The following is a 26021-nucleotide window of genomic DNA, read 5'->3' on the forward strand; positions in this document are numbered from 1 at the left end:
CATATCAATTTAATCAATAGATCAGCTACAAGCCTTATCTCATTTCACGTTACAAGGAGTTTGCTGGAACAAAGCTGTTCAAGCAGGGCCTGTTGATGGCTGATAATCAGCATAGCCAATGGCCGACGCTGGCATTCTTCAAGCAGCAGCGCCCAGATATCCCGTTGAATGGAAGGATCGAGCTGGGCGGTAATTTCATCAGCAATAAGAAAACGTGTCCGCGGGTCCAGCGTACGAAGTAAAGCAATTCGCGCCAGTTCACCGCCAGAAAGTTGTCCGGGGCGGCGAGTTAACCACTCTGGGTTGATGTGAAGACGGGTAAGCATTTCAGCATCCGGTCGCCAGGCATCATGAACCGCATCACCGGTGCTGCGTCGGGGGTTAAAAGTTAATTCCGGATGCTGTGGCACCAGTTGCACCGGGCAATACTGGTGCATCGGCAACGGTTGTTCATCAACCAGAATGTCACCCGAAGTTGGTTTCTGCCAGCCCGCCAGCACGCGTCCCAGCGTCGTTTTGCCCGTCCCACTTGGCGCACAAATCCCAATACGTTCTCCAGGGTGTAGAGAGAAGGTCAGATTTTGCCACAGAACCTTTTCTCCCTGACGGATTGTTACATCACGACAGCACAACATCGCGCTCTCCAAAAAGTTGATTTCTTTCAGGCAGCGCCCGCCATTGTCGTTGCAGATGTTCGCTAATCTCTCCGCGTAACAGCTGTTCCCGGCTGACGTTATCCGACACCCTTCCCTGATGCAGCGCGACAATACGATCCGCATGGCGGGCCGCCAGCGTGAGGTCATGCGTTACCCATAAAACGCCAGCCCCTTGCTCACATTGCTCACGCAACTGTTCAAGGAGTTGATTAGCCAGAGGTGCATCAAGCCAGGCGGTAATTTCATCCGCCAGAATATAGCGAGCCTGACTCAGAGACGCATGACAGGCCAGGACACGTTTCGCCATACCGCCTGAAAGCTGGCGCGGAAAAGCATCTAATACGCGACTTTCCAGTCGGCTACGCTGGAGCAATCGTTCAATTTTTCCGGCATTCCATTGTTGGCCAGAAAGCTGGCATGCCCTGCGCAGATGCTTTTCAATCGAGAGCAGCGGGTTAAGCGCCTGAACGCCTTGCGGGACATAGCTGAAGGTATCGCCACGACATTTGCGAATATCATCGCTGTTCAGCGTTTTGCCCTCCAGTGTGATAGTGCCCTGGAAGCGCAAATTCTCCGGTAAGAGATCGAGCAGGCATTGCAGCAGCAGGCTCTTACCCTCCCCGCTTCCTCCCACTAACGCCACCATTTGACCCGGTGCCACGTCGAAAGAGATATCCTGCAACAGCGAAGACCAGTTTCTCGCGCCGTACCAGCGATAACGCGCCACCTCCAGCGAGACCTGTCTTAAACTCAACATGCGTCACCTCGTAACCATAAACGATGTACCGCCCTTGCGAGCTGATCGAATAACATCACCAGACTGAACAGCATCAGTCCCGGAAACAGCACCAACCACCAATCGCCATGACTGATAAATCTCAGCGCATCCGCCAGCAGTAGTCCCAGTGACGGTTCATGCGGTGCCAGCCCAAAACCGAGGAAGCTTAACGCCGCACTGTGCAACACCGCGTGGGGAAACATCAGTAGTGTTCCCGTTAGCCATTGAGGTAATAAGGCGGGTAGATAGTGATGTCGCCAGCAGTAAAAATGGCCGTGCCCCAGACGCCAGGTCAGCGTCAAGTAGTCACTGTGGGCCACGCGCTGCGCTTCAGCACGCAGGATTAGCGCCAAACGCGGCCAGTGGGTCAGCGCAACCGCCATAATCACGCCGTTTTTCCCACCGCCCAGCGTAAAACAGATCAAAATGAGCAACAGCAGATGCGGCATCGACAGCATGGCATCGGTAATCAGGCGCATAAGCACATCCAGACGCGGATGTATGCGCGAAACCGCCGCCATCACTAACGCGATGAAACCGCTACACAACGCCGCACCAATACCAATTTGCAGACTGGTTAGTGCACCCTGAAAACAACGGATCCACAGGTCGCGACCAAGGTTGTCGGTGCCAAACCAGTACAGCGCATCAGGCGGTAAATGCCGGGCGAGCAGATTAACGCTCAACGGGTTATCCAGCATTGCGGCACCATACACTGCAATGAATAACAGGCAGCTAAAAGAGAGCAAAAGACGAATCAGCGTCGGCGTCGGGTTATAGAGCATCAGGTCGTTCCAGAGCACGGTTCAACATACGGACAAGCCAGGTAGACAGCGAGTTACCAATAAACACCAATACGGTACTGAACAATACAATTCCCATCAGTAACGGCAGATCTCCACGTAATCCGGCATCAATAGTGGCCTGCCCCAGTCCCGGGTAAGCAAAGACTTTTTCGGCCAATAATGCGCCTCCCAACAACTCCCCCAGCGAGGCAAACTGCAAACACAGCGCAGGCGTAATTGCATGACGCAGAACCTGATGGCGTAACAGTGACCAGCCTTTATCTCCCTGAGAACGCGCAAAACGGACAAAATCGCTTTTCATCACGCTGGCGATGCTTTCCCGTGTATGAAGCGTAATTTGTCCCAGCCCCAGCAAACTGAGCGCGCAAACGGGAAGCACCAGATGGCGCAGACGCTCAGTCAGCGTCGCCATATCGCCGCTATTGCCCGGCTCCCACGCGCAGCAGACCGGAAATACCGGCCAGCGCACGGCAAATAATGCCAGCAACAGCATGCCAATCCAGAAGGTCGGCAGCGAAGAAAGCAGATAACTGAGGCGACAGATTGCTTTATCCGGCCAGCGATTCAGGTAGCGACCCGCGACAAACCCCATTGCCGTTCCCAATATGCCAGAGAGTAGCCACGCGCCACCAAGCAGCGCAAACGAAGTCGCAAAGCGCTCCTTGATCACGCTGGCAACCGGCGCGTTAAACAACATTGAGTAGCCGAGATCGCCCTGTAATACACGGCCAAACCAGTGACCAAAACGCTCCCATAGCGGTTGGTCCAATCCCCAGCGAGCCGCGATACGCGCATATTGCTCCGGCGGCACATGCAGGAGATCGTTGCCGATATAAGCCCGAATCGGATCGACCGGAGAAAAGCTGAGCAGCACAAAAGTGCCAGCCGCAACCAGCACTAATAACACTATCAGCCGTAGAAAATGGCCCACAACAGACTTCATCAACGGCAGGTCCAGGTCCATTCATCCAGATTATTGAGCAGTGACCAGCTACCGTGAATCTCCGGTGCGCCTTTACCTAAGTCAATACACGGATTTGCCAGGTAGGTATGCTGAATATTCAGCAGCCATGCCCAGGCAGCATCGCCCTGCACGCCAGCCCCTTGCTTGCCATCCCACTCAACTTGCTGCCAGAACGGCAACGCTTTTTGCCAGTCCGGAGCGTCAATTGCCTGTTTAAGATGCTGCTCAACGACAGGATTGCTGTAATAGCCTGGATTGTAGTATTCCACGCCCGCAGCCTGATTACTGTAGTGATGGAAAAGCTCCATCGGATCCAGACTTCCCCAGCCAAACAGCGTCGGGTTGGCATGCATATGCCGCTCAACAGTTTCCCAGCTCCCGGATTGCAGAGAAATCTGAATACCCACTGGCTCCAGCATCGCACGTACGGCTTCGGCTAAATCCCGGCGTGTACTGTCACCGCTGGCGTACCACAACGTTAAGCGAGCCTCTTTACCGTCCTTCACGCGTACGCCGTCTTTACCCACCTTCCAGCCGGCTTCTTCAAGAATCGTTCGCGCTTTTTCGCTATCGCCATCTTTGAACGCAACTGATTGTCCCTGCCATGGCAGACCCTGAACCGCGCTATACGCCGGAATCGCATGACCTTCCATGACCTGATCGGCAAGCTGCTTACGGTCGATGGCGTAGTTGATGGCGCGCCTGATGGCAACATCGGCAGTGATATCGTTCCCAATCGGATAGCCATTGGCGTCTTTTTTACCTGCAGGAACCATCGGGAACACAATGCCGCGGTTTTCCACGCTGTCGCGTACCCAAAGTTTCAAATTTTTCTGCTGAGGAGCGACCGCCATCGACGGCGCGATACGTACGAGTCCCAGTTGGCCGCTGCGCGCTGCGGCATAAGCGTTATCTTCATCAAGGAAGACAAACACCAGCTTACTGAAATCATTTTTCTTACCGGCATACCAGGGATTAGCCTCAACGATCAACTGCTGCCCCGGCTGAAAACTCACCAGTCGATACGGACCCGCGCCAATCGGATTTTTAGCGAATGTTTTTTCGTCATACCGTTTTTGCGGAACAATTCCTAATGAACCCAGCACGTTCACAAAGGTACTTTGCGGGCTACGCAACGTAATTTCTACCGTGCGGTTATCTTTCAGACTGGCATGGGTGAAGTTTCCCATGTCGATTTTGCCGCCGCTTTTTGCTGCTTTGTTATAGGTGAACACCACATCTTCAGCGGTTAGCGGCGAACCATCAGAGAATTTAAGGTCAGGTTTTAACGTCAACGTCCAGGTTTTGCCGTCTGCGCTGGTCTCTACTTTTTCCGTCAGCAGGTTTCCCCAGCTCATATCTGCATTTTGTTTTAATAATGGTGCATGCAAAAGCAGATAGCTGCCATGACTCCAGCCCAGCATCGGGTTAAAACCTTCCGTTGGCTCCGGTCCAATTGCCAGTTTTAACGTCTGCCCTTCGCTCGCATTTTGCGCGGCGAGAAGTGGTGAGGTTAATGCGAGAGTCAATGCGCACGTAAGCAGTGCCAGCTTGCCTTTGATCATTATGTTATCCAGATTTACGTTATTTTTATGCTGCATAACGATTTAGAGTCGTTAAGCAGTCTCCTGGGGAAGGGATTATGGCGGACAGAAATGACGAAAAAAATGATGCGGCGCAGAAAAGTATGACGATTTTCTAAAATTATCATACTTTTTTCTGATACTCCGTTATGAGTACGATGTGAATCTCAAAATATAGATTAATCCCTCGCCATTTATTCAAAGGAATATTAATTCCTATCTAATAATTACTCATGCGGACTATTTACCCTTCCTGCTATTTCCTTATCTAAAATTCATGACAATTTATGTATATTTATTCAAAAAAAACACCAGAAGTGACAAGTTATGTAAATTTGTAATGATAATTATTTGTATTATCATTACGATCACTTATCTTACTGCCTTTGATTTTTAACAAAGGAAGTTTGACTATGCGTTTAAAACCTGTTGCCTCTGTCGTTCTGTCCTGTTTAGGATTTTCCAGCCCCCTGGTATTTGCTGAAGATGTCATGGTGGTAACCGCTTCCGGTTACGAAAAGAAAATCACCAATGCCGCCGCCAGCGTCTCTGTTATTTCGCAGCAAGAGTTACAAACCAATAAATATAATGACTTAGGTGAAGCCCTGCGTTCTGTTGAAGGGGTAGATGTTGAAAGCAGCACCGGTAAAACTGGCGGTCTGGAGATCAGCATCCGTGGCATGCCCGCCAGCTATACCTTGATCCTGATTGACGGTATTCGTCAAAACGGCAGCAGCGACGTGACGCCAAACGGCTTCTCTGCCATGAATACCAGCTTTATGCCCCCGCTGGCGGCAATCGATCATATTGAGGTTATCCGCGGCCCGATGTCGACGCTTTATGGCTCCGACGCAATCGGTGGCGTGGTGAATATCATCACCAAAAAAAGCACCGATAAATGGAGCACTTCCATCAATACCGGCGTTAACCTGCAAGAGAGTAATAAATGGGGTAACAGTACGGTCGCCAACTTTTGGTCAAGCGGCCCGTTAATCGCGGGCGTACTGGATATGCAGGTTCGGGGGAGCACAACCCAGCGTCAGGGTTCCAGCGTCACTTCGCTGAGCGATACCTCCTCCACCCGCGTACCTTATCCAACCGAGTCGGAAAACTACAATATTGGCACGCGATTCGACTGGAAAGCCAATGAAAGCAATACGCTGTGGCTGGATCTCGACTCCGCCAGACAGCGTTATGACAACGATGACGGTCAGTTGGGTAACCTGACGGGAGGTTATGATAAAACGCTGCGCTATGAGCGTAACAAAGTGACCCTCGGCCACGATACCGCCTTAACGTTCGGCACCTGGAAATCCTCCCTCGGCTGGAATGAAACCGAGAACAAGGGCCGACAACTGGTCTCCTCCGCACTCACGCCAGAGAACGCAGGTCGGGCCGGTGACGCGCGTGAACTGAAGAACACCAACGTCATTCTGGACTCCGTGCTGCTGACACCACTAGGTGATTCGCATCTGTTAACCCTCGGCGGGGAATATTGGGATGCACGGATGAAAGATGGTGTGGTGCTGGCCAATACCGGCGAGACGTTCCACCAAAAAACGTGGGCAGCCTATGCCGAAGATGAATGGCATATTCTCGATTCGCTGGCCTTAACTGCAGGAACACGCTATGAGCATAACGATGTCTTTGGCGGTCATCTCAGCCCACGTGCGTATATGGTCTGGGATGTTTCCGACGAATGGACGCTCAAAGGCGGCGTAACGACCGGTTATAAAGCGCCATCACTTAGCCAGTTGCATAACGGGATCAGCGGCGTAACCGCACAAGGAACGGTGAATACGGTCGGGAACCCGGACCTCAAACCAGAGGAAAGCATCAGCTACGAAACAGGGCTGTATTACGAGAACAACGCCGGGCTTAACGCCAACATTACCGGCTTCTATACTGAATACAAAAATAAAATTGTCTCGTATTCTATCGATGATAATACCAACAGTTATACCAACAGCGGCAAGGCGAGGACCGATGGCGTTGAATTTGCCAGCACCTTCCCTCTATGGTCGGATGTGCTGACCTTATCTCTCAACTACACCTACACTCAGAGCAAGCAAAAAGATGGTGACAATAAAGGCGCGCCGTTAAGCTATACACCAAAGCATATGGCTAACGCCCGTCTGAACTGGCAGGCAACGGAAGATATGAACGCCTGGCTGAGCGCACGTTATCGCGGTAAGGCCCCACGCTTCACGGAAAATTACGACAATCTCAGCGCAGTACAAAAAGCCGTCTATGACGATAAAGGTGCTAATTTAAAAGCCTGGACCGTCCTGGACATGGGAATGTCTTACAAACTGACCAAAGATCTGACACTTAATACGGCAGTTAATAACGTGCTGGATAAAGACTTTAGCGAGGTTAAACTTTACCAGGTGGGCCGTAATAGCACCTACGCAGGTGATTATTATCAGACTGCACAATCCACTACCGGATACGTAAACCCGGGCCGTAACTACTGGGTATCGTTAAACTATCAGTTCTAATGTTGTTTTCCCTTCCTGACGGACTGGAATTGATAGCCCGTCAGGAATTATGTTACATCAAATAACAGGCGGATGATGTTATAAAATCGCACTCTTTATAAGGATATGATTAAAACACTCTCAGCCACCTGTAACTAAAAGTAACTAATTTTCATGTTAAATTCTTACCAGGCAAGAACACCAGAATCAGATTTATTCACACAACAAATGCCTGGATTTTAAAAACCGAAAAACAAAAGCCAACATCATCATATTTTTCTGAGTTACCAGACCTTACTCTCAAATAAACATTTATCAAAATAATAATAAAAATACATTCACATAATCAATTCTTCAAGTTTAAAAAACAAAAAGAAACATCTTCTTTGATTTGGAACGGATACTCAATGTTATTATTTCAAAAATAACATCCACGGTAACCGCCATGCTCATCACACACGAAATACTTAATGGAATAATGGGTGAAAGAGTTTCCGATGATTGTATTATTTACTTGTCTGGACCTTCATCATTAGATACGCCCCTTGAGATAATGCGTAGTAAAAGCTGCATTTGCGTAAATGGTAGCGCAGGCTATTTAATTAACAACAATATCCCTGTATTTCTTTATGTTGTTTGTGACGGTTCTTTTTATGAAAACAATAAAGACTTATTTTATAAGTATTCCGCCTATGCTCAGCATACCTTTATTAGTGAAGATGTTATTAAAAGAGCTAATTCAACAGAGGCAGAGAGCTTGCTCAACACATGTTTTCTGTTAAAGGACATTTGCAAATCCAGAGGTGGTATCGGTAGAAAGATTCGCTATAAAATAAAAACAATGACTAACAAGAATCTTCGAATTAAATGCTCTGCATTCAGAAAAGTGAAAACAATTGCATTTTCAACTGATGTAACACATGGTCATTTTGGTAGTGCTACGGTCGCATTTAGCGCGTTACAAATAGCCATTAGTCTAAAATTTGGAAGAATAATTTTTTCAGGTTTAGATTTGAAAGGTAGCTGTAAACGGTTTTACAATGAAGTTAACGCTCAACCCACGACTCTACCCGCTGATCTTAGCTTTATATTAAGATCATTTTCTTATGTAAGTAGCCACTATGACGGTAAGATCTACAATCTTTCTCCACAAACAGCTATTCCCTACGATGTTATTCCGTTCATCAATACAGAAGAAGTAGCTTGTTCCACCTCCTACTAGCAATACACCAACGATAAGAATATTTAAATGATTAATACAAAAACACCCCTTCATGCACCATTAGATACAATGCCAAAACAATAACCCCGACGATACCACCTAAAAACAGTGCTGCGGCAATCACAAGCTGGTTGCGGTTTGTGTACTTCGTGTTGTTTCGTACATCCAACTCTTTTTTCGCTGCACTGTGACTTGAATCACGCTCCATCGCGAATGTTATATCTGCCATGCCATTATCCAGTTGCTGTATATGAAAACACAAATAACCACTACATCGATAAGGGTATAGATTTTAAATAACATAATCTGAGATTTGTCTCACAATAAAGATAATCATCGGATTTTTACTCCCGAAGCAGATTTCATGCCCCCTTTTCATCAATAAGGTTATCCTGTATTTATTCGACAAAAACCTTCACTTTAGGCTTTGCCAGCAGAATCATGACAAACTCAGTGAAGGTTACTGGTTTATAGAAATAGTACCCTTGCAGGAAAACAATGTTGTTTTTGTTGAGATAATCGAGCTGGGCCTTCGTTTCAACTCCTTCTGCAACGATGCTTAAAGACAGCTTGCGCGCCAGATCGAGAACACAATCCAAAATTCGGGTTGAATCGGGAAGCTCATTAACCCTTCCCACAAAGCTCTGATCGATTTTAATGTAATCAATGTGCAGGTCATGCAAATAAGAAAGCCCAGAATAGCCCGTACCAAAATCATCAAGCGCAATCACAAAGCCATTTTCATGCAGGATATTGAGCCTCTGCACAAGTTCTTCATCTATATGTAATGGCTCACGCTCAGTAACTTCAATCACCAGGTTGAGATCATGGCGGCTGAAGCTATCTTTGAATTTCAGACACTCTTCAACAAATGTAGGGGTAGTGATATGGGATGCGCTGAAGTTAATACCGACATGGAATCCAGATGGCAGTTTGCTGGCAATGGCGTTCATATTCGCCGCAACCTGCCTCATCAGACTTTGAGTTAGTGGCACTATCAGGCCTGATTTTTCGGCGACGGGAATGAAAGAGGCAGGAGAGATATATCCGGCTGTTGGATGTTTCCATCGGGCCAGCACTTCAACACCGCGTAACGTCCCCTCACGACCATTTACGATAGGTTGATAAAAAGGCACGATCTCTCCTTTTACTATCGCTCTGCGCAACGTTTCTTCTGGGGTATCGTTCTTATTTAGATATTTATCAATGGCATAAGCGGCTGCGAAAGATATTAACAGGATAAAAACCAGAATCCCTGAACCTTGTGTAACCAGCCTTTTTGCACTAAACAATGGCGGTTCATTATAAATAATGCTGAACGGATACTTTGCGGAATTCACCTGACCAGACATCTGTGAGCTTGCTGTAACGGTTTTCACATCACCCAATAAACCAAGCACTTCGTCACCTACGAGTAGTGAATATGTCACCCCCTTTAACGGAACATTCAATGCTCCACGGATATGCACCCCGCTAATAGTGACAATGATGTGGTTGGTTTGAAAACGAGTTTGATACAGCAGAACGGGTATCTCATTTTCCGTATTTCTTGCGGGAGTAAGCAGCAAATTTGTATCAGTAATCACCGGAATTTGCTTAAGCAAGATCCGATTACCTGGCAGTGACGTACACCAAAGCTTCCCCTGTCGGATAATGATCAGCGTTCGCAAATGAGGGCGAAGTGCAGCTTCAGTTCCAAGTTGGTATTGACCCTCCAGATCGCATTTTTTTTCGGCGATGTGCATAGCGGTTCGAGTTGCCTGGAAAGCTTCATCCAGTATGTTATCCATATTTTTCGCGGCATATCTGGCTCCTCCAAGGGTTTCTGTCGAAGAGGAATACCACAGCTGCATATTAAGAATAAAAACACCTATCAAAAAAAGACACACCGCAGCGGTTACCGGTAAAAGTACTTTGCGCATTCTCATGTCCCGTGGTGAAAACTGATCAGTCGTTGCGATGAGCATTGACGTGTTCTAATTTATCTCTACAGAGCATGGTAGATAGAATCAAAAGTCGCCATGCGCCCAGTCACACTTCCAAAGCTACAACATAAGAAATTGATTTTTATAAAAATAATCCCTGGAAAGATCATAACGATAATGACATCCCTCCTTCCAATTTTGCTATCATATGAATGTACTAATAAGAGGTAAGCAAATGAAAATCTTTATCACTGACAATGAAGGGAATCTCATTCCTGTTGACGGAAAAAGCGTCGTGATCGAATTGAATAGCGGCGGAACTATTGAGATCGCCGAGGAGTACAGTCGGGACGATGTTCCTGAAGGTATTAATCTGTGGGGAGGACGAGAACCTTCCCCTTCACTCTCATTCGAGGAAATTAAAGCTCGAACAGAAGGCCTTGGTGTTTACCCCATTGCAGCCAATGCCCTGCACGTATTCCCGTACAAACTTTCATCAAAAGAATGATTGCATACAGCAGGCGAAGCGTTTTTCTGAAACCAAAGTAAGGCCATTGTTATCATAAATACCTCTGGCCTTGGGGGGAGTCAACTCGCCAATATCTGTTACTTCTGATTGCAGTCCATGCTGGCGCTGCATTATTTCATCACTATATACAGAAAAAAATACGCTTTTGAGAGTGATTCCTGAGCATAAGCATTTGAATAATTAATAAATGATTATAATGTTAAGAACATAAGCACTCAAGACAGTAAGTACGTGGTCTAAAATATTAATCGTCATCATAATGCTTATGCTTCTTGCGATCACTCATAGACTCTTTAAAAGCATCTGCTTGTGTATTAGCAGCCTGCAGTCGACTCATGTTAGCACTGTAATTATTCCAATATTCTTTTTCTTCGTGATAACAAACATCACGGCTAATTCCCTTCGCTTCGCACTTTGCTAAGCGTTGTTCTTCTGATACGCAACCAGACATCAAAGAAACAGTAGAAAACGCAACCAGTATTATCATTAATTTATTCATATAAATAACCTTAGAATTTCCAGCCGGCGCCGACTACAATACTATTAGCTTGTGCGCCAAAGACCTTAGAACCTTCATAGCCTGCATCAACAGTGAAAGCTGCAATGGGGGTAAACTGAATACCAGCACCATAGGCAAAACCTGTAGAAGTATCAGTTTCACCATTAGCTTTGATCGCACCTCTCCCAATACCCACCATTACATAAGGTTTTATCACATCATTTACTTTATAACTTGCACCGGCTAATGCAGAACCATAACCACGATCTATATCATTATCGTCATTTGCCGAAATAGTTAAGGATGTTATAACGCCTAAATCACTTTCATCTGGGGTATAACCATATTTAGCGTTAAGACCGTTAAGGTTCTGTCCATCTGTCCGGGTATGTACATAACCGCCGGTGACTACGCTTTCTCCTGCATAAACTGTCATAGCAAAACATAATGTAACAGCCACTAAACCCGTTTTTAAACTTAGCATTTTAATAACCATTTTCATCATCAACTAATAGTAAGTTACACACATAATAAGGAGTCATGCTTTGAATTTTATGTCTCAAGCATGTCACCAAGATAAAAACAGAAAGGTAATAAAAAATCAATCGGGAAAAATGTTCTTTTTTGGACATTATTAGCATTCAGAATAATAAATTATCATAGCATGCTGATAAAAATGGACTTAAAATTAGAGTAAAACAACATTAAAACGCCACCACCTTTAATATACTCCCAATATTTTCTTGTTTTTAAAACGACTGTTTTGCATCTAACAATCAATAATATACCAACACCACTCAATTATAGTTAGTTCTCATACCCGGATAGAATTAAATAAATATTGAAAGATATGGATATCTTTTATCAATAAATAGAATTGTAATGACAAAGATAAAAATTTAATCTTTAGTGCTATTAAAATGAGTTTAATAGTCTGAGTGCCCGGGAAGCACTTTGCAGGTAAAAAAAACGGGAACCAATCGGCTCCCATTCTTATACAACCCAGAATCTGGATTACATGTTTTCGATGATCGCGCCTTCCATACCTTTAACAATTAAGTCAGTCGCTTCGGTCCACCCCATGTGGCGCAACATTTCATTGCTAAAATCATAGCAACCATTTGATAAAGTCGAAATTATCATCCTCTCTACTTTCAAATCAGCCAGTAGCTACCATTTTAAACTCATTGATTATCTAAACTTTGGTTTTAGTTTTGGGGAAGAGTTTTCGCCAAGAATCCAAGTTTTTCACGCCAGCGCATTCAACACACTACCACTAATGGCAAGCCTCGATGGTAAAGCTGTTGCTGCCGCAGAGGTCCGATTTGAGCTGTGAGTTCAACTGATGGACGCAACACACTTATTGAACCGTTCTGCGGGTGATTCATAGTCTAGCGTTTTTCTCGGTCTTTCGTTGAGCTGTCTCGCAACGCTGTTTAGTCTCTGCTGACTGTGAACCGATAAGTCAGTTCCCTTTGGAAAATATTGTCTGAGCAATCTGTTCGTATTTTCATTTGAGCCACGTTGCCAGGGAGATTGAGGATCACAGAAGTAAATCTGGATGTCTGTTGCTACAGTAAACCGGGTGTGGCTGGTCATTTCAGCGCCCCGATCCCAGGTTAATGTTTTATAAAGCTCAACAGGTAATTCCCGGGCTTGTCTGATGAGTGCAGATATAACCGTTATGGTCTTATTGTCCCTGATTTTGGCCAACATAACAAAGCGGGAATGGCGTTCTACAAGGGTGACGATATAGGAGTTTTTCGAGCCCTGGATCAGATCACCTTCCCAGTGACCAGGTATGGCTCTGTCTGCGGCTTCCGGTGGCCTTTCGCTGATAGATAGCGCATTCGGGATTTTCCCTAATCCTTTCCCTTTAAGTGATGACGTTCGGGATCTACGAACCGCTCTTCCGCTTCTGAGGCATTGTTGCAGCTCTTTTTTTAATGCGCCCCGGGTTTGTATAAAAAGCGTTTTATAAATCGTTTCGTGTGACACATGCATTTCCTGATTATCCGGATAACAGCGTTTCAGCCAACCGGCGATCTGCTCCGGCGACCAGTCCTGATGCATCTTCTCTGCAATGATTTTACACAATGTGGGGCTTTCAATTAGCTTGCAAGGTTTTGGTCTCAGAGCATTTTCCCACGCAGAAGTATCGGCTTTTGCTGCACGGTATTGCCTGGCACCTCCGTGCCTCCTGACCTCGCGGCTAATCGTTGAGGGCGCTCTTGATAATTTGGCAGCGATGTCCCTGATACTGAGTTTTGCTACCAATCCTCTGGATATCTCCTCTCTTTCATCAAGCGTAAGCGCTAATCGGTGCCGCTTTCTCACAGGAGGACGGTATCCACCAGTCTGGTGGATAGTGGGCATAATAGAAGAATGATATCTGTCGAACATTCTGGCGATATCATGCAGGGAATCACCTTGCTTATATCTGTCCCAGATAATCGCCTTCTGCTCTGGCGTGTAGTAAATCCGAGTTCTTCGTTTCATGGCAACGTCCCCCTTGATTAAGGATAGCGTTGCATCGACCCGTTGAACTCACAGCGAAAACCGGACGCCCGCATAGCGTGAACAGACATCCGGTATTTTGAAGTGGCAGATTACTTAATCTGCTTACCCGTTTCGTCAATGACCTTCTCGCCATCCTCTTTGGTAAACGCTCCTTTCTGACCTTCCGGTAGAATATCCAACACTATTTCTGAAGGGCGGCAAAGACGAGTGCCAAGCGGCGTAACGACTACCGGCCGATTAATCAGGATCGGATGTTGAAGCATGAAATCAATCAACTGCTCATCACTAAATTTCTCTTCATCAAGACCCAGGTGTTCATAAGGCTCAACATTCTTACGCAGTAATGCACGCACCGTAATTCCCATATCTGAAATAAGTTGAATCAGCTCATCACGGGTCGGTGGCGTATCGAGATAATAAATTATCGTTGGTTCGTTGCCGCTGTTACGGATCATCTCCAGCGTGTTGCGAGAAGTGCCGCAGGCAGGGTTGTGATAGATGGTAATGTTGCTCATATCTGTATCTCATTACAAAGTGATGGAGAGCCGCAACGCCAGCGCGGCCAGAGTGACAAACAGCACGGGCAGAATCATGATAATACCCGTACGGAAGTAATATCCCCAGGTAATCGTTATATTTTTCTGGGCAAGCACATGCAGCCAAAGCAGGGTTGCCAGACTGCCAATCGGGGTGATTTTCGGTCCTAAATCGCAGCCAATCACGTTGGCATAAATCATTGCCTCTTTGACGATGCCAGTCGCCGTGCTCCCGTCAATCGCCAGTGCACCAATCAGCACCGTCGGCATATTGTTCATCACCGACGACAGGAACGCGGTCAGGAAGCCGGTGCCGAACGTTGCTGCCCATAACCCCTTTTCTGCCAGTAGGTTCAGCACGTCAGACAGATACTCCGTAAGCCCTGCATTGCGCAGGCCATAGACCACCAGGTACATACCCAACGAAAAAATAACGATCTGCCATGGTGCACCGCGGAGGACTTTTCCGGTGTTGATGGCATGACCTCTTTTCGCCACTATAAACAGTATTGCTGCGCCACTAGCCGCTATCGCGCTGACCGGGATCCCCAGTGGCTCCAGAACAAAGAAACCGACAAGCAGCAATAACAGGACAATCCAGCCCGCCCTGAACGTTGCCGGATCCTTTATCACACTGGCAGGCGTCTTCAACAGCGAAACGTCATACGTCGCCGGAATGTCCCTGCGAAAGAAGAGATGCAGCATGACCAGAGTGGCCGCAATCGCTGCCACATCTACGGGGATCATAACGGAGGCATACTGCGTAAAGCCCAGACCGAAAAAGTCCGCCGAGACGATATTCACCAGGTTAGAAACAATTAGCGGCAGGCTGGCCGTATCTGCAATAAATCCTGCGGCCATGACAAACGCCAATGTCGTGCCCCGGCTGAATCCCAGTGCGAGCAGCATCGCAATTACAATCGGCGTCAGGATCAGCGCAGCGCCGTCATTGGCAAACAACGCAGCAACAGCGGCACCAAGCAAGACTATCCAGGTAAACAAAAGGCGGCCACGTCCGTTACCCCAACTGGAGACGTGCAGTGCGGCCCATTCAAAGAAGCCGGACTCATCGAGCAACAGGCTGATGATAATGACCGCAATAAATGCCGCTGTCGCGTTCCAGACGATATTCCAGACAACGGGAATATCTGCGATATGAATGACTCCGGTTCCCAGCGCCAGCGCAGCTCCGATACTCGCGCTCCAGCCAATACTCAGGCCTCTGGGTTGCCAGATAACCAGTACCAGCGTCAGTAAAAATATACTCCCTGCCAAAAACATTTCAGACTCCATTATATATGATTATGTAAATATGTTCTCCTGCCTCAGCAGGAGGTACAGGCCGACTTTGCCAACCATTCCCGCACATCCTCCCGAAGGCACAGCCAGGATGTCGTGATTGTCTCCGCGGCCCACGCCGGAATATGAGGTGACAGACGATAGTAGATCCATTTCCCTTCCCGACGATCAAGAACAAGCTTTGCCTCGCGCAGGACGGCCATATGGCGTGATATTTTGGGCTGTGATTCGGCGGTAGCTGCACAGATATCGCACACGCACAGTTCTCCGGACTCCCGCAGAAGCATAACAATGGCGAGCCGTGTTTCATCTGACAGAATTTTGAAAAGCTGAACAGGTTGTAGCATTTTTCTCTCCGTTCCCTTTAGAATAAACATATGGTAAATCATATGTATTAACTTTGAAATCATCTGCTCTCTCTGGAGGAGAAAAATGGAACAATTTCCTGCCCTGAATACTGCATGCTTTGATCAACACATCGCTGAACGCCTGAACGTGCAGGAGCCACCACGGATTCTGATCCTGTATGGTTCAGTGAGAGAGCGCTCCTACAGCCGCTTTGCCGCGGAGGAAGCCGGTCGCCTGCTGACGGCGATGGGCGCGGAAGTGAAACTGTTTAACCCCTCCGGTTTACCCCTGCCGGATGATGCGCCGGACACGCATCCCAAAGTCACCGAGCTGCGCGGTCTGGTCAGATGGTGTGATGGGATGGTGTGGAGTTCTCCGGAACGGCACGGTGCTATGAGCGCAGTCATGAAGGCGCAGATTGACTGGATACCCTTAAGTGAAGGAGCGATTCGTCCTTCGCAGGGCAAAACACTTGCGGTAATGCAGGTCTGCGGCGGTTCACAGTCCTTCAATGCCGTGAACCAGATGCGTATACTTGGTCGCTGGATGCGGATGTTTACGATCCCCAACCAGTCCTCTGTAGCCAAGGCATGGCAAGAGTTCGACGAAAACGGACGAATGAAACCTTCTTCATGGTATGACCGCATCGTCGATGTAGCCGAGGAGCTGTTTAAAATCACGCTGCTGCTTAAGGGACAAACCAGTTATCTTGCAGATCGTTACAGCGAGCGAAAAGAGAGCCATCTGGAGCTTTCATCCCGTGTCAATCAGGACAAAATATAACGTATGTTCTTCGTGAATCCATACTGCATGAGCTTACCAATGTCCGCTTTGGCAGATTGATTATGCCGGATGATCTCTAAATGTGAATGGCACGATTATGCGGGCTACTTACAATTGCACATATCAGCAATGAGCCATCGCAGGCAGTAAGTGACGCATCCACAACAAACAGCGCCCCCTGAAGTATTCCTTCCCTGAAATGTGAACGCGATGCCCGCATGAAATAAGGCGCTGCGGGCTGGCTGATTAGTTGCTGATCGAGGGAGATTCGTGTTTCAACATAATCTGCCGCAGGTGAAGGAAAGCCCATGTTTATGCCCTCTCTTGAATACCGGATAAAAACACAGTATAAATACTGTATATCCATCCAGCAAAGAGGCGATAAGCAATGTTCGTGGAACTCGTTTATGACAAAAGGAATTTTGATGGTCTGCCCGGTGCAAAAGATATCATTCTGGGCGAATTGACCAAGAGGGTTCACCGAATTTTCCCCGACGCTGATGTCCGGGTTAAACCGATGATGACATTGCCGGCGATCAACACTGACGCCAGCAAGCACGAGAAGGAACAGATAAGCCGTACTGTCCAGGAAATGTTTGAAGAGGCTGATATGTGGCTGGTTTCAGATTAAGTGCAGCAGTCAGTAATTCATCTGTGTTGAGGCCTGATTAAGCCGTATCGCGGTTAAATAGCCAAGGAACCTTAACTGGAGAAGCATTGATGGAGTGGGTAAACGCGTTGATGAGCCATTTCGCGCTTCATCCTTTCAGCCTGTGGGGCCTGCTTTTTGGAATAGCATTCGCAAAATCTACGTTCCTCATTTCAGCTGTATTACCGCCAGCATCTGTTATGTTGGTTGCTGTAATTTCCGTCGGCAAGGCGACTATTGCGCCATGGGAAGCGGGAATTGCTGTAATGATTGGCGCATGGTGCGGGACAATTGTTAATTATCACCTTGGAATGATGATGGGACATCTACCCTGGCTGGCACGCATCATGTCGCGTCATGCCGATACAGTAGTACGGGTTCGACGCCGGTTGCAAAACAGTTCTGTACCGATACTTTTTACTTCGCGCTTTATTGCCGTGCTGCGTTACATTGTGCCATTAGTTGCTGGAATGTTGCATCTTCATCCAGTGAAAGTGTATGCAGTCAGTCTGATCTCTGCGGCGACCTGGTCAGCGCTTTATGTCGGAGGCTTTAGTCTCGTTTTGCCTTTTTTTAGCTAAACCAAACATAAATAGACCACAACAAGCCCTGATCCCCCTAGGTACTGGGCGGATAAAATGACAGGGAAAGAATTTATCAGGCACAAAAAAACGGGAACCAACCGGCTCCCGTTCTCATACAACCCAGAATGTGGATTACATATTTTCGATGATCGCGTCACCAAACTCTGAACATTTCAGCAGCTTAGCGCCGTCCATCAGACGTTCGAAGTCATAGGTTACGGTTTTCGCGTTGATCGCGCCTTCCATACCTTTAACAATCAGGTCAGCCGCTTCAACCCAACCCATATGGCGCAGCATCATTTCTGCAGACAGAATGATAGAACCTGGGTTCACTTTATCCTGACCTGCATACTTCGGTGCAGTACCGTGAGTTGCTTCGAACAGTGCGCATTCGTCACCAATGTTTGCACCCGGCGCGATACCAATACCACCAACCTGTGCGGCCAGCGCATCGGAGATGTAGTCACCGTTCAGGTTCATACAGGCAATCACGTCATACTCAGCCGGGCGCAGCAGGATCTGTTGTAGGAACGCATCGGCAATGACGTCCTTAACCACGATCTCTTTACCGGTTTTCGGGTTCTTGATTTTCACCCATGGACCGCCATCGATCAGTTCGCCACCAAATTCTTCACGCGCTAACTGGTAACCCCAATCTTTGAACGCGCCTTCGGTGAACTTCATGATGTTGCCTTTGTGTACCAGGGTAACTGAATCACGATCGTTGGCGATGGCGTATTCAATCGCTGCACGTACCAGACGTTTAGTCCCTTCTTCAGAACAAGGTTTGATACCAATACCGCAATGTTCCGGGAAGCGTATTTTCTTCACACCCATCTCTTCGCGCAGGAATTTAATCACTTTCTCAGCATCGGCAGAGTCAGCTTTCCACTCGATACCCGCGTAGATATCTTCGGAGTTTTCACGGAAGATGACCATATCGGTCAGTTCAGGGTGTTTAACCGGGCTTGGTGTACCCTGATAATAACGCACCGGACGCAGGCAGACATACAGGTCAAGTTCCTGACGCAGAGCTACGTTCAGAGAGCGAATACCGCCGCCAACAGGAGTGGTCAGAGGGCCTTTAATGGCAACACGATATTCACGAATCAGATCTAAGGTTTCAGCAGGCAGCCAGACGTCCTGGCCATAAACCTGAGTGGATTTCTCGCCGGTGTAGATTTCCATCCAGGAGATTTTACGCTCGCCTTTATAGGCTTTCTCGACAGCAGCATCGACAACTTTGATCATCGGTGGGGTTACATCAACGCCGATACCGTCGCCTTCAATGAACGGGATAATCGGATTTTCAGGAACGTTGAGTTTGCCGTTTTGCAGGGTGATCTTCTTACCTTCCGCCGGAACAACTACTTTGCTTTCCATTCACCTCTCCTTCGAGCGCTTCTGGTTCTGCTCGTCTGTCATCGCGCTGCATGTGCGTTTGCGTCCTGCTGCACGAATGCGTTAGAGCAATTTTTTGTTAATGTTTTGTAATGAGCATGTCAATACTACCCTAATGTTCGTCGCCATGAAAGACACTCGTTCTTAGGCTATAATGCGGCAATTGATATAATCTGAAAATACCATGCAAAAAACTTCTTTTAGAAATCACCGGGTTGAGCGATTCAGCTCACGACAAGTCACTAAGCAGCGTAAAGAAAACCAGCCAAAACGCGTGGTTTTGTTCAATAAACCCTACGATGTTTTGCCACAATTTACTGACGAGGCTGGCAGAAGCACGTTAAAAGATTTTATTCCCTTGCCGGGAATTTATGCGGCGGGCCGACTCGACCGGGACAGCGAAGGGCTTTTGGTGCTGACCAATGACGGCGCACTGCAGGCGCGGTTAACGCAACCCGGTAAGCGTACCGGGAAAATTTATTACGTCCAGGTTGAAGGCGAGCCGACAGCAGAAGCGCTGGACGCCCTGCGTACCGGAGTAACGCTCAATGATGGCCCCACGCTACCCGCAGGCATTGAGGTAGTAGAGGAACCCGTATGGCTGTGGCCGAGAAATCCGCCGATTCGGGAGCGGAAAAATATCCCCACCACCTGGCTGAAAGTCACCTTATATGAAGGCCGCAACCGCCAGGTTCGCCGTATGACAGCACATGTTGGATATCCTACGCTGCGTCTCATTCGCTATGCTATGGGGGATTACACGCTGGATAATCTCGCCAACGGCGAGTGGCGGGAGCTCTAGCATCAGGCCTTTACAGCGCCATTAACAAGGAAGAATGAAAGAAATGGACAAACGACTCATCGCGCCACTCATTCTGTGTGCCGTATCGCCATTGGGTTATGCCGCGCAGAATTGTGAGGCGGCAGCAGGTATCGCAGCAGGCGCGGCTGATTATCTCTATGAAACCGCTCAGGTAAAAACAACCTCCCGACTACACTTCAACTCCGCACCAGATGTTGAATGTCAGCTCCCTGCTTTCCTGGTCAACGGCAATACGGTAGAGGTGTTAAGAGAAGCGCGATCGGCCCAATCAGCAGACGCTCCCGTTCATACTTTTCGCTATGTTCGATACCGTGATGCCAAAGGCATGTTCGCCACAGGCTGGGTCGCGGCTGAAGGCCTGGTACCTCTGACGACTCCCTTATCCGTAAATCCGGCCTGTAAGAAATGGGCGCACAAAGAGATGCCGCAACGCGAAAGAATGCCCCCCGTTGCTGATAATCATTATCAGGTTACAGGCAACGATCGCGCCTGGTTTTATACCATGCCAACGGAACAGTGCCGCAGCCAGTCCGTTTTTTTGGTTCCCGGCGACATTATTTCCACACAAGAGCAGTCAAAAGATGACTTTATTGAAGCGGTTTATTACACCGCCGATCGCCATATCGTACGCGGCTGGTTGAAAAAGTCACAACTCCAGCCTTTAAACAGCGGTGATAACTACCGCTATGATATCAATCCATTATCGACAGACGAAGCTACACGAGTCGCGACCCTCAGCCTTCGCCCGGACTATCAATGCATTTTTTATGAAAGCTGGAATGCTAAAAAGGCCATTGAGATTATCGTACGCGAGGATCATCAAACTGCATTGTGTCGCGGAGGGGCCGACCCACAAACGTCGCCTCCTGTGGCTTATATCAGTATCGACAAGACCAGCGGTGAAATTAGTTGGCCAGATGTTGCCGAAGGTTTTGCTGAGGAATAAGGGGGAAACATGTTCAAACCGCACGTCACGGTCGCCTGCATTGTGCATGCAGAAGATAAATTCTTAGTCGTTGAAGAAACGATCAATGGCAAGGCCTTGTGGAATCAACCCGCAGGACACCTGGAAGCCGACGAAACGCTGGTGCAAGCCGCAGCACGCGAACTATGGGAAGAAACGGGCATTAAAGCACAGCCACAGCATTTTGTTCGTATGCATCAATGGATTGCACCGGACAGAACGCCCTTCTTGCGTTTTCTTTTCTCTATCGAGCTTGCCAATATGTGCGCTACTGAACCCCATGACAGCGATATTGATTGCTGTCGTTGGGTCAGCGCAGAAGAGATTTTCTCTGCGCCAAACCTGCGTTCGCCGTTGGTTGCAGAGAGTATTCGCTGTTACCAGAGCGGCCAGCGCTACCCGCTGTCCATGATCGGTGAATTTAACTGGCCATTTACAGAGGGTGTCAAGTAAAGGGCTGCGTGCTAGAATATGCCGCCTTGAAGTTCAATGTTGTGAGTATTCCTATGTCTGAAAGCCCAAAAAAAGTGATCGTCGGCATGTCCGGCGGTGTCGATTCCTCCGTTTCTGCCTGGCTGTTACAACAACAGGGCTATCAGGTAGAAGGCCTGTTCATGAAGAACTGGGAAGAGGACGATGGCGAGGAATACTGCACAGCGGCCGCCGACCTTGCGGATGCACAGGCTGTTTGTGACAAACTCGGCATTGAACTGCATACCGTCAACTTTGCCGCAGAATACTGGGACAACGTCTTTGAACTGTTCCTTGAAGAGTACAAAGCGGGTCGTACGCCGAACCCGGATATTCTGTGCAATAAAGAAATTAAGTTTAAAGCCTTCCTTGAGTTTGCCGCCGAAGATTTAGGTGCCGATTACATCGCCACCGGTCACTATGTGCGTCGCGCAGATGTCGACGGCAAAAGTCGCCTGCTGCGTGGGCTCGATGGTAATAAAGACCAAAGTTATTTCCTCTATACGCTCGGCCATGAGCAAATCGCGCAAAGCCTGTTCCCGGTCGGTGAACTGGAAAAACCGCAGGTGCGTAAAATTGCCGAAGACCTTGGGCTGATTACGGCCAAGAAAAAAGACTCCACCGGCATCTGCTTCATTGGCGAACGTAAGTTCCGCGAATTTCTTGGTCGCTACCTGCCGGCTCAGCCAGGCAAAATCATCACCGTTGATGGTGAAGAGATTGGCCAGCATCAGGGGCTGATGTACCACACTCTGGGTCAGCGTAAAGGTCTGGGTATTGGCGGAACGAAAGAAGGGACAGAAGATCCATGGTATGTAGTGGATAAAGACGTTGAGAACAACATTCTGGTTGTCGCTCAGGGTCATGAACATCCACGTCTGATGTCTGTTGGCCTGGTGGCGCAACAGCTGCATTGGGTCGATCGCGAACCGTTCACTGGTACCATGCGCTGTACGGTGAAAACCCGCTATCGTCAGACCGACATTCCGTGCACCGTTAAGGCACTGGATGCTGAGCGTATTGAAGTCATTTTCGACGAGCCAGTCGCGGCGGTTACGCCGGGTCAGTCGGCTGTCTTTTACAATGGCGAAGTGTGCCTCGGCGGCGGCATTATCGAACAACGATTGCCTCTGCCGGTATAATTACTTACACATTTGATACAAGGAAGCAGTGAACGTGGCAAAGAATTATTATGACATCACCCTCGCCCTGGCAGGCATTTGCCAGTCGGCACGCCTGGTGCAGGAACTGGCGCACCAGGGGCATTGTGATGCCGATGCATTACACGTTTCACTGAACAGTGTCATCGACATGAATCCCAGCTCTACGCTGGGCGTGTTTGGCGGCAGCGAGGCCAACCTGCGTTTGGGGCTGGAAACAATGCTCGGCGTACTGAACGCCAGCAGTCGCCAGGGACTGAACGCTGAACTCACTCGTTACACGCTAAGCCTGATGGTGCTGGAGCGTAAGCTGTCAGCGGCCAAGGGCGCTATGGACACGCTGGGAGACCGTATCAGCGGCTTGCAGCGCCAGCTTGACCATTTTGATTTGCAGTCAGAAACGTTGATGAGTGCGATGGCTGGCATTTATGTTGACGTCATCAGCCCACTCGGCCCGCGTATTCAGGTCACGGGTTCCCCGGCCATCCTTCAGAGCCCGCAGGTTCAGGCTAAAGTACGCGCTTCGCTGCTGGCTGGCATCCGTGCTGCCGTGCTCTGGCATCAGGTTGGTGGAGGCCGTCTGCAACTCATGTTTTCTCGTAATCGCCTGACGACTCAGGCAAAACAAATTCTTGCTCATTTAACCCCGGAGTTGTGATCTATGGAATTATCCTCACTGACCGCCGTTTCCCCTGTCGATGGACGCTACGGCGATAAAGTCAGCGCGCTGCGCGGGATTTTCAGCGAATACGGTTTGCTGAAATTCCGCGTACAGGTTGAAGTACGCTGGCTGCAAAAACTGGCCGCGCACGCAGCGATCAAGGAAGTTCCTGCTTTTGCTGCCGACGCAATCGGTTTCCTTGATGCGATCGTCGCTAACTTCAATGAAGAAGATGCTGCGCGTATCAAAACCATTGAACGTACGACCAACCATGATGTGAAGGCAGTTGAGTATTTCCTGAAAGAGAAAGTAGCGGATATCCCGGAACTACACGCCGTTTCCGAATTTATCCACTTCGCATGCACCTCAGAAGACATCAACAACCTGTCTCACGCGCTGATGCTGAAAACCGCACGCGACGAAGTGGTTCTGCCGTACTGGCGTCAACTGATTGATGGCATCACCGCGCTTTCAGTTGAATATCGCGATATTCCTCTGCTCTCCCGTACTCACGGCCAACCTGCCACCCCATCAACAATGGGCAAAGAGATGGCAAACGTGGCGTACCGCATGGAGCGTCAGTATCGCCAGCTCAACCAGGTTGAAATTCTTGGTAAAATCAACGGTGCCGTGGGTAACTATAACGCCCACATTGCCGCTTACCCGGAAGTAGACTGGCATCAGTTTAGCGAAGAGTTCGTCACCTCGCTGGGTATCCAGTGGAACCCCTACACCACGCAGATTGAGCCGCACGACTACATTGCCGAGCTGTTTGATTGCATCGCCCGCTTTAACACCATTCTGATCGATTTCGATCGCGACGTCTGGGGTTACATTGCGTTGGGTCACTTCAAGCAGAAAACTGTCGCGGGTGAAATCGGTTCTTCCACCATGCCGCATAAAGTTAACCCCATCGACTTCGAAAACTCCGAAGGTAATCTGGGTCTGTCCAATGCGGTTCTGCAGCACCTGGCGAGTAAACTGCCGGTTTCCCGCTGGCAGCGTGATCTGACAGACTCTACCGTTCTGCGTAACCTGGGTGTGGGTATCGGCTATGCGCTGATCGCCTATCAGTCCACGCTGAAGGGCGTGAGCAAACTGGAAGTGAACCGCGATCATCTGCTGGATGAACTGGATCATAACTGGGAAGTTCTGGCAGAGCCGATTCAGACCGTGATGCGTCGCTACGGTATTGAGAAGCCATATGAGAAGTTGAAAGAACTGACCCGCGGCAAGCGCGTTGACGCCGAAGGTATGAAGCAGTTTATCGATGGTCTGGCACTGCCGGAAGAAGAGAAAACTCGCCTGAAAGCAATGACGCCTGCCAATTATATTGGCCGCGCCATCACCATGGTTGATGAACTGAAGTAATCAGCAACTCCCCAGATGCTGAACAGAAGCCGGATAAGCGTAAGCGATTCCGGCTTTTTATCACCCGCTACATTATCCCTTCCCCCCCAAAAATTTGCCCCAAAAAAGTAACAATCTATGGTGGTCTAAGCTGCTACTAATTTATGCACGATCTGAAACTGTAGCCACCCGCAGAATGTTTAAACCACTCTGGCAGCATGGCCGCGCAATTTTCTTTGCTGATGGCTGGTACGAATGGAAAAAGGAAGGCAACAAAAAACAGCCCGGATTGCAGGAAAGGACCCGTAAGTGATAATAATTATCAAAACATTCACGTGGGGTCATTGGAATAACAATTTCTTAATCTCTCACCGAAAATAAGGATTTGTTAAGCTTCATGCTTTATGGTTGATGCAACACACCCTTTGAGGAAATAATAATGATGAAATTCTCAAAACTTCAGATTCGCTTACACTGGCTGACTCTGATGTTAATAGCGATAACCTATGCAGCTATGGAGCTACGCGGCTGGTTTCCTAAAGGCAGCAACACCTACCTGCTCATGAAAGAAACACATTACAATGCTGGGGTATTTGTCTGGTTTTTAATGATAATACGATTAATTATTAAACATAAGTATCATGACCCAGACATCATTCCGCCCCCACCGACCTGGCAGATGATGGCTGCTAAAATAATGCATATCCTGCTATACATTTCTTTTTTGGCTCTGCCATTATTAGGTATTGCAATTATGGCTTACGGTGGGAAGGACTGGAGTTTCTTAAGTTTTAACATTGCACCTTTCGTTACTCCTGACGGGGAAAAAAAATCACTTATTAAAGATATTCACGAAACACTGGCAAACGTCGGATACTTTTTAATCGCAGCGCATGCAGGTGCAGCGTTATTTCATCACTACGTCCAGAAAGATAACACTCTTTTGAGAATGATCCCTGACTGTAACGATAAGAAATAAATACAAATTTTAATGTTTAACATTACAGCAGGCACTCAGTGAATGCCTGCT

At 48.2% G+C, this 26021-nt stretch carries 27 protein-coding genes and 4 pseudogenes; 15 read left to right on the forward strand and 16 right to left on the reverse strand.

Annotated elements, in window-relative coordinates; all coding sequences use genetic code 11:
• Window positions 1-44: 44 nt before the first annotated feature.
• Genes GUC46_RS14070 through GUC46_RS14090 form a run of 5 tightly spaced genes read right to left on the reverse strand, consistent with a single transcriptional unit; the run spans window position 45 to window position 4805 of the window.
• Window positions 45-635, reverse strand: a complete 591-nt coding sequence (locus GUC46_RS14070; RefSeq protein WP_130714740.1) for an ATP-binding cassette domain-containing protein — start codon at window positions 633-635, stop codon at window positions 45-47.
• Complete coding sequence (locus GUC46_RS14075) at window positions 619-1413, reverse strand: ATP-binding cassette domain-containing protein (protein ID WP_003846680.1); 795 nt, start codon at window positions 1411-1413, stop codon at window positions 619-621. The genes GUC46_RS14070 and GUC46_RS14075 overlap by 17 nt, the downstream gene beginning before the upstream one ends.
• Window positions 1407-2219, reverse strand: a complete 813-nt coding sequence (locus GUC46_RS14080; RefSeq protein ID WP_003030742.1) for an ABC transporter permease — start codon at window positions 2217-2219, stop codon at window positions 1407-1409. Before GUC46_RS14080 ends, GUC46_RS14075 begins: the two co-directional genes overlap by 7 nt.
• Window positions 2209-3183, reverse strand: a complete 975-nt coding sequence (locus GUC46_RS14085) for an ABC transporter permease (protein ID WP_032936455.1) — start codon at window positions 3181-3183, stop codon at window positions 2209-2211. The genes GUC46_RS14080 and GUC46_RS14085 overlap by 11 nt, the downstream gene beginning before the upstream one ends.
• Entirely contained in the window at window positions 3183-4805 is a 1623-nt protein-coding gene (locus GUC46_RS14090) for an ABC transporter substrate-binding protein (protein WP_160180380.1), read from the reverse strand. The genes GUC46_RS14085 and GUC46_RS14090 overlap by 1 nt, the downstream gene beginning before the upstream one ends.
• 395 nt (window positions 4806-5200) lie before the next feature.
• Between GUC46_RS14090 and GUC46_RS14095 the strand changes: the two genes are divergently transcribed.
• Entirely contained in the window at window positions 5201-7288 is a 2088-nt protein-coding gene (locus GUC46_RS14095) for a TonB-dependent receptor (protein ID WP_032936136.1), read from the forward strand.
• Between the two features lie 424 nt (window positions 7289-7712).
• Window positions 7713-8489 carry a 3-deoxy-D-manno-oct-2-ulosonate III transferase WaaZ gene (gene waaZ, locus GUC46_RS14100; RefSeq protein ID WP_139935310.1) on the forward strand — a complete coding sequence of 259 codons (777 nt, stop codon included), beginning with the start codon at window positions 7713-7715 and terminating at the stop codon, window positions 8487-8489.
• A 31-nt stretch (window positions 8490-8520) separates the two neighbouring features.
• Here the strand turns inward: waaZ and GUC46_RS14105 are convergent, their stop codons facing one another.
• Both GUC46_RS14105 and GUC46_RS14110 read right to left on the reverse strand, forming a co-directional pair.
• On the reverse strand, window positions 8521-8718 hold the full coding sequence (locus tag GUC46_RS14105) for a hypothetical protein (RefSeq protein ID WP_003840854.1): 198 nt from the start codon (window positions 8716-8718) through the stop codon (window positions 8521-8523).
• Window positions 8719-8887: 169 nt separating this feature from the next.
• The gene (locus GUC46_RS14110) at window positions 8888-10411 is read right to left on the reverse strand and encodes a cyclic diguanylate phosphodiesterase (RefSeq protein WP_046670548.1); all 1524 of its coding nucleotides are present in this window, start codon (window positions 10409-10411) and stop codon (window positions 8888-8890) included.
• A gap of 238 nt (window positions 10412-10649) precedes the next feature.
• On the opposite strand from GUC46_RS14110, the gene GUC46_RS14115 reads away from it, so the two are divergent.
• A complete protein-coding gene (locus tag GUC46_RS14115) occupies window positions 10650-10922 on the forward strand; it encodes a hypothetical protein (RefSeq protein WP_003030757.1) in 273 nt (90 codons plus the stop codon).
• 104 nt (window positions 10923-11026) lie between these two features.
• Window positions 11027-11127, forward strand: a pseudogene (locus GUC46_RS24265) (cytochrome b); the annotation flags it as partial.
• 60 nt (window positions 11128-11187) lie between these two features.
• Here the strand turns inward: GUC46_RS24265 and GUC46_RS14120 are convergent.
• The 7 genes and pseudogenes from GUC46_RS14120 to GUC46_RS14150 form a co-directional block, all read right to left on the reverse strand.
• Window positions 11188-11442 (reverse strand): hypothetical protein, encoded by a 255-nt coding sequence (locus GUC46_RS14120; RefSeq protein WP_003846687.1) that lies wholly within the window; start codon window positions 11440-11442, stop codon window positions 11188-11190.
• 10 nt (window positions 11443-11452) lie between these two features.
• Window positions 11453-11926, reverse strand: a complete 474-nt coding sequence (locus tag GUC46_RS14125) for an Ail/Lom family outer membrane beta-barrel protein (RefSeq protein WP_226796480.1) — start codon at window positions 11924-11926, stop codon at window positions 11453-11455.
• 545 nt (window positions 11927-12471) lie between these two features.
• A pseudogene (locus GUC46_RS24270) lies at window positions 12472-12537 on the reverse strand (hypothetical protein); the annotation flags it as partial.
• A gap of 243 nt (window positions 12538-12780) precedes the next feature.
• On the reverse strand, window positions 12781-13941 hold the full coding sequence (locus GUC46_RS14135; RefSeq protein WP_049015173.1) for an IS30 family transposase: 1161 nt from the start codon (window positions 13939-13941) through the stop codon (window positions 12781-12783).
• 110 nt (window positions 13942-14051) lie between these two features.
• Entirely contained in the window at window positions 14052-14477 is a 426-nt protein-coding gene (gene arsC, locus GUC46_RS14140) for a glutaredoxin-dependent arsenate reductase (protein WP_003030760.1), read from the reverse strand.
• A gap of 12 nt (window positions 14478-14489) precedes the next feature.
• Window positions 14490-15779: an arsenic transporter gene (locus GUC46_RS14145; protein WP_160180382.1), complete on the reverse strand. Its 1290-nt coding sequence runs from the start codon at window positions 15777-15779 to the stop codon at window positions 14490-14492.
• A gap of 44 nt (window positions 15780-15823) precedes the next feature.
• The gene (locus tag GUC46_RS14150) at window positions 15824-16144 is read right to left on the reverse strand and encodes a transcriptional regulator (RefSeq protein ID WP_106902544.1); all 321 of its coding nucleotides are present in this window, start codon (window positions 16142-16144) and stop codon (window positions 15824-15826) included.
• An 85-nt stretch (window positions 16145-16229) separates the two neighbouring features.
• Between GUC46_RS14150 and arsH the strand changes: the two genes are divergently transcribed.
• Window positions 16230-16928, forward strand: coding sequence for an arsenical resistance protein ArsH (gene arsH, locus GUC46_RS14155; RefSeq protein WP_160180385.1), 699 nt, complete (start codon window positions 16230-16232; stop codon window positions 16926-16928).
• Between the two features lie 112 nt (window positions 16929-17040).
• On the opposite strand, the pseudogene GUC46_RS14160 reads toward arsH, so the two are convergent.
• Window positions 17041-17247, reverse strand: a pseudogene (locus GUC46_RS14160) (hypothetical protein); the annotation flags it as partial.
• Between the two features lie 69 nt (window positions 17248-17316).
• Between GUC46_RS14160 and GUC46_RS14165 the strand changes: the two are divergent.
• Together GUC46_RS14165 and GUC46_RS14170 are read left to right on the forward strand one after the other, a co-directional pair.
• On the forward strand, window positions 17317-17559 hold the full coding sequence (locus GUC46_RS14165; RefSeq protein WP_003840850.1) for a DinI family protein: 243 nt from the start codon (window positions 17317-17319) through the stop codon (window positions 17557-17559).
• An 89-nt stretch (window positions 17560-17648) separates the two neighbouring features.
• On the forward strand, window positions 17649-18158 hold the full coding sequence (locus GUC46_RS14170) for a DedA family protein (protein WP_003030767.1): 510 nt from the start codon (window positions 17649-17651) through the stop codon (window positions 18156-18158).
• A 135-nt stretch (window positions 18159-18293) separates the two neighbouring features.
• On the opposite strand, the gene icd is transcribed toward GUC46_RS14170, so the two are convergent.
• On the reverse strand, window positions 18294-19544 hold the full coding sequence (gene icd / locus GUC46_RS14175) for an NADP-dependent isocitrate dehydrogenase (RefSeq protein ID WP_003030769.1): 1251 nt from the start codon (window positions 19542-19544) through the stop codon (window positions 18294-18296).
• Window positions 19545-19746: 202 nt separating this feature from the next.
• Between icd and rluE the strand changes: the two genes are divergently transcribed.
• The 8 genes and pseudogenes from rluE (at window position 19747) to GUC46_RS14215 (ending at window position 25970) form a co-directional block, all read left to right on the forward strand.
• Window positions 19747-20364, forward strand: a complete 618-nt coding sequence (gene rluE, locus GUC46_RS14180) for a 23S rRNA pseudouridine(2457) synthase RluE (RefSeq protein ID WP_003841891.1) — start codon at window positions 19747-19749, stop codon at window positions 20362-20364.
• A gap of 34 nt (window positions 20365-20398) precedes the next feature.
• Complete coding sequence (locus tag GUC46_RS14185; protein ID WP_057101692.1) at window positions 20399-21331, forward strand: hypothetical protein; 933 nt, start codon at window positions 20399-20401, stop codon at window positions 21329-21331.
• A gap of 9 nt (window positions 21332-21340) precedes the next feature.
• Entirely contained in the window at window positions 21341-21802 is a 462-nt protein-coding gene (locus GUC46_RS14190; protein WP_016150068.1) for an NUDIX hydrolase, read from the forward strand.
• Between the two features lie 53 nt (window positions 21803-21855).
• Entirely contained in the window at window positions 21856-22962 is a 1107-nt protein-coding gene (gene mnmA / locus GUC46_RS14195) for a tRNA 2-thiouridine(34) synthase MnmA (protein ID WP_003832402.1), read from the forward strand.
• 34 nt (window positions 22963-22996) lie between these two features.
• Window positions 22997-23638 (forward strand): high frequency lysogenization protein HflD, encoded by a 642-nt coding sequence (gene hflD / locus GUC46_RS14200; RefSeq protein ID WP_003841885.1) that lies wholly within the window; start codon window positions 22997-22999, stop codon window positions 23636-23638.
• A gap of 3 nt (window positions 23639-23641) precedes the next feature.
• Complete coding sequence (gene purB / locus GUC46_RS14205; RefSeq protein WP_044711951.1) at window positions 23642-25012, forward strand: adenylosuccinate lyase; 1371 nt, start codon at window positions 23642-23644, stop codon at window positions 25010-25012.
• A gap of 118 nt (window positions 25013-25130) precedes the next feature.
• Window positions 25131-25277: pseudogene (locus tag GUC46_RS14210) on the forward strand (SOS response-associated peptidase family protein); the annotation flags it as partial.
• 153 nt (window positions 25278-25430) lie between these two features.
• Entirely contained in the window at window positions 25431-25970 is a 540-nt protein-coding gene (locus GUC46_RS14215) for a cytochrome b (protein ID WP_057101693.1), read from the forward strand.
• The last annotated feature ends 51 nt before the right edge of the window (window positions 25971-26021 follow it).

Origin of the sequence: Citrobacter sp. LUTT5 (genome assembly GCF_009905315.1) — a bacterium.
Classification (GTDB): domain Bacteria; phylum Pseudomonadota; class Gammaproteobacteria; order Enterobacterales; family Enterobacteriaceae; genus Citrobacter; species Citrobacter freundii.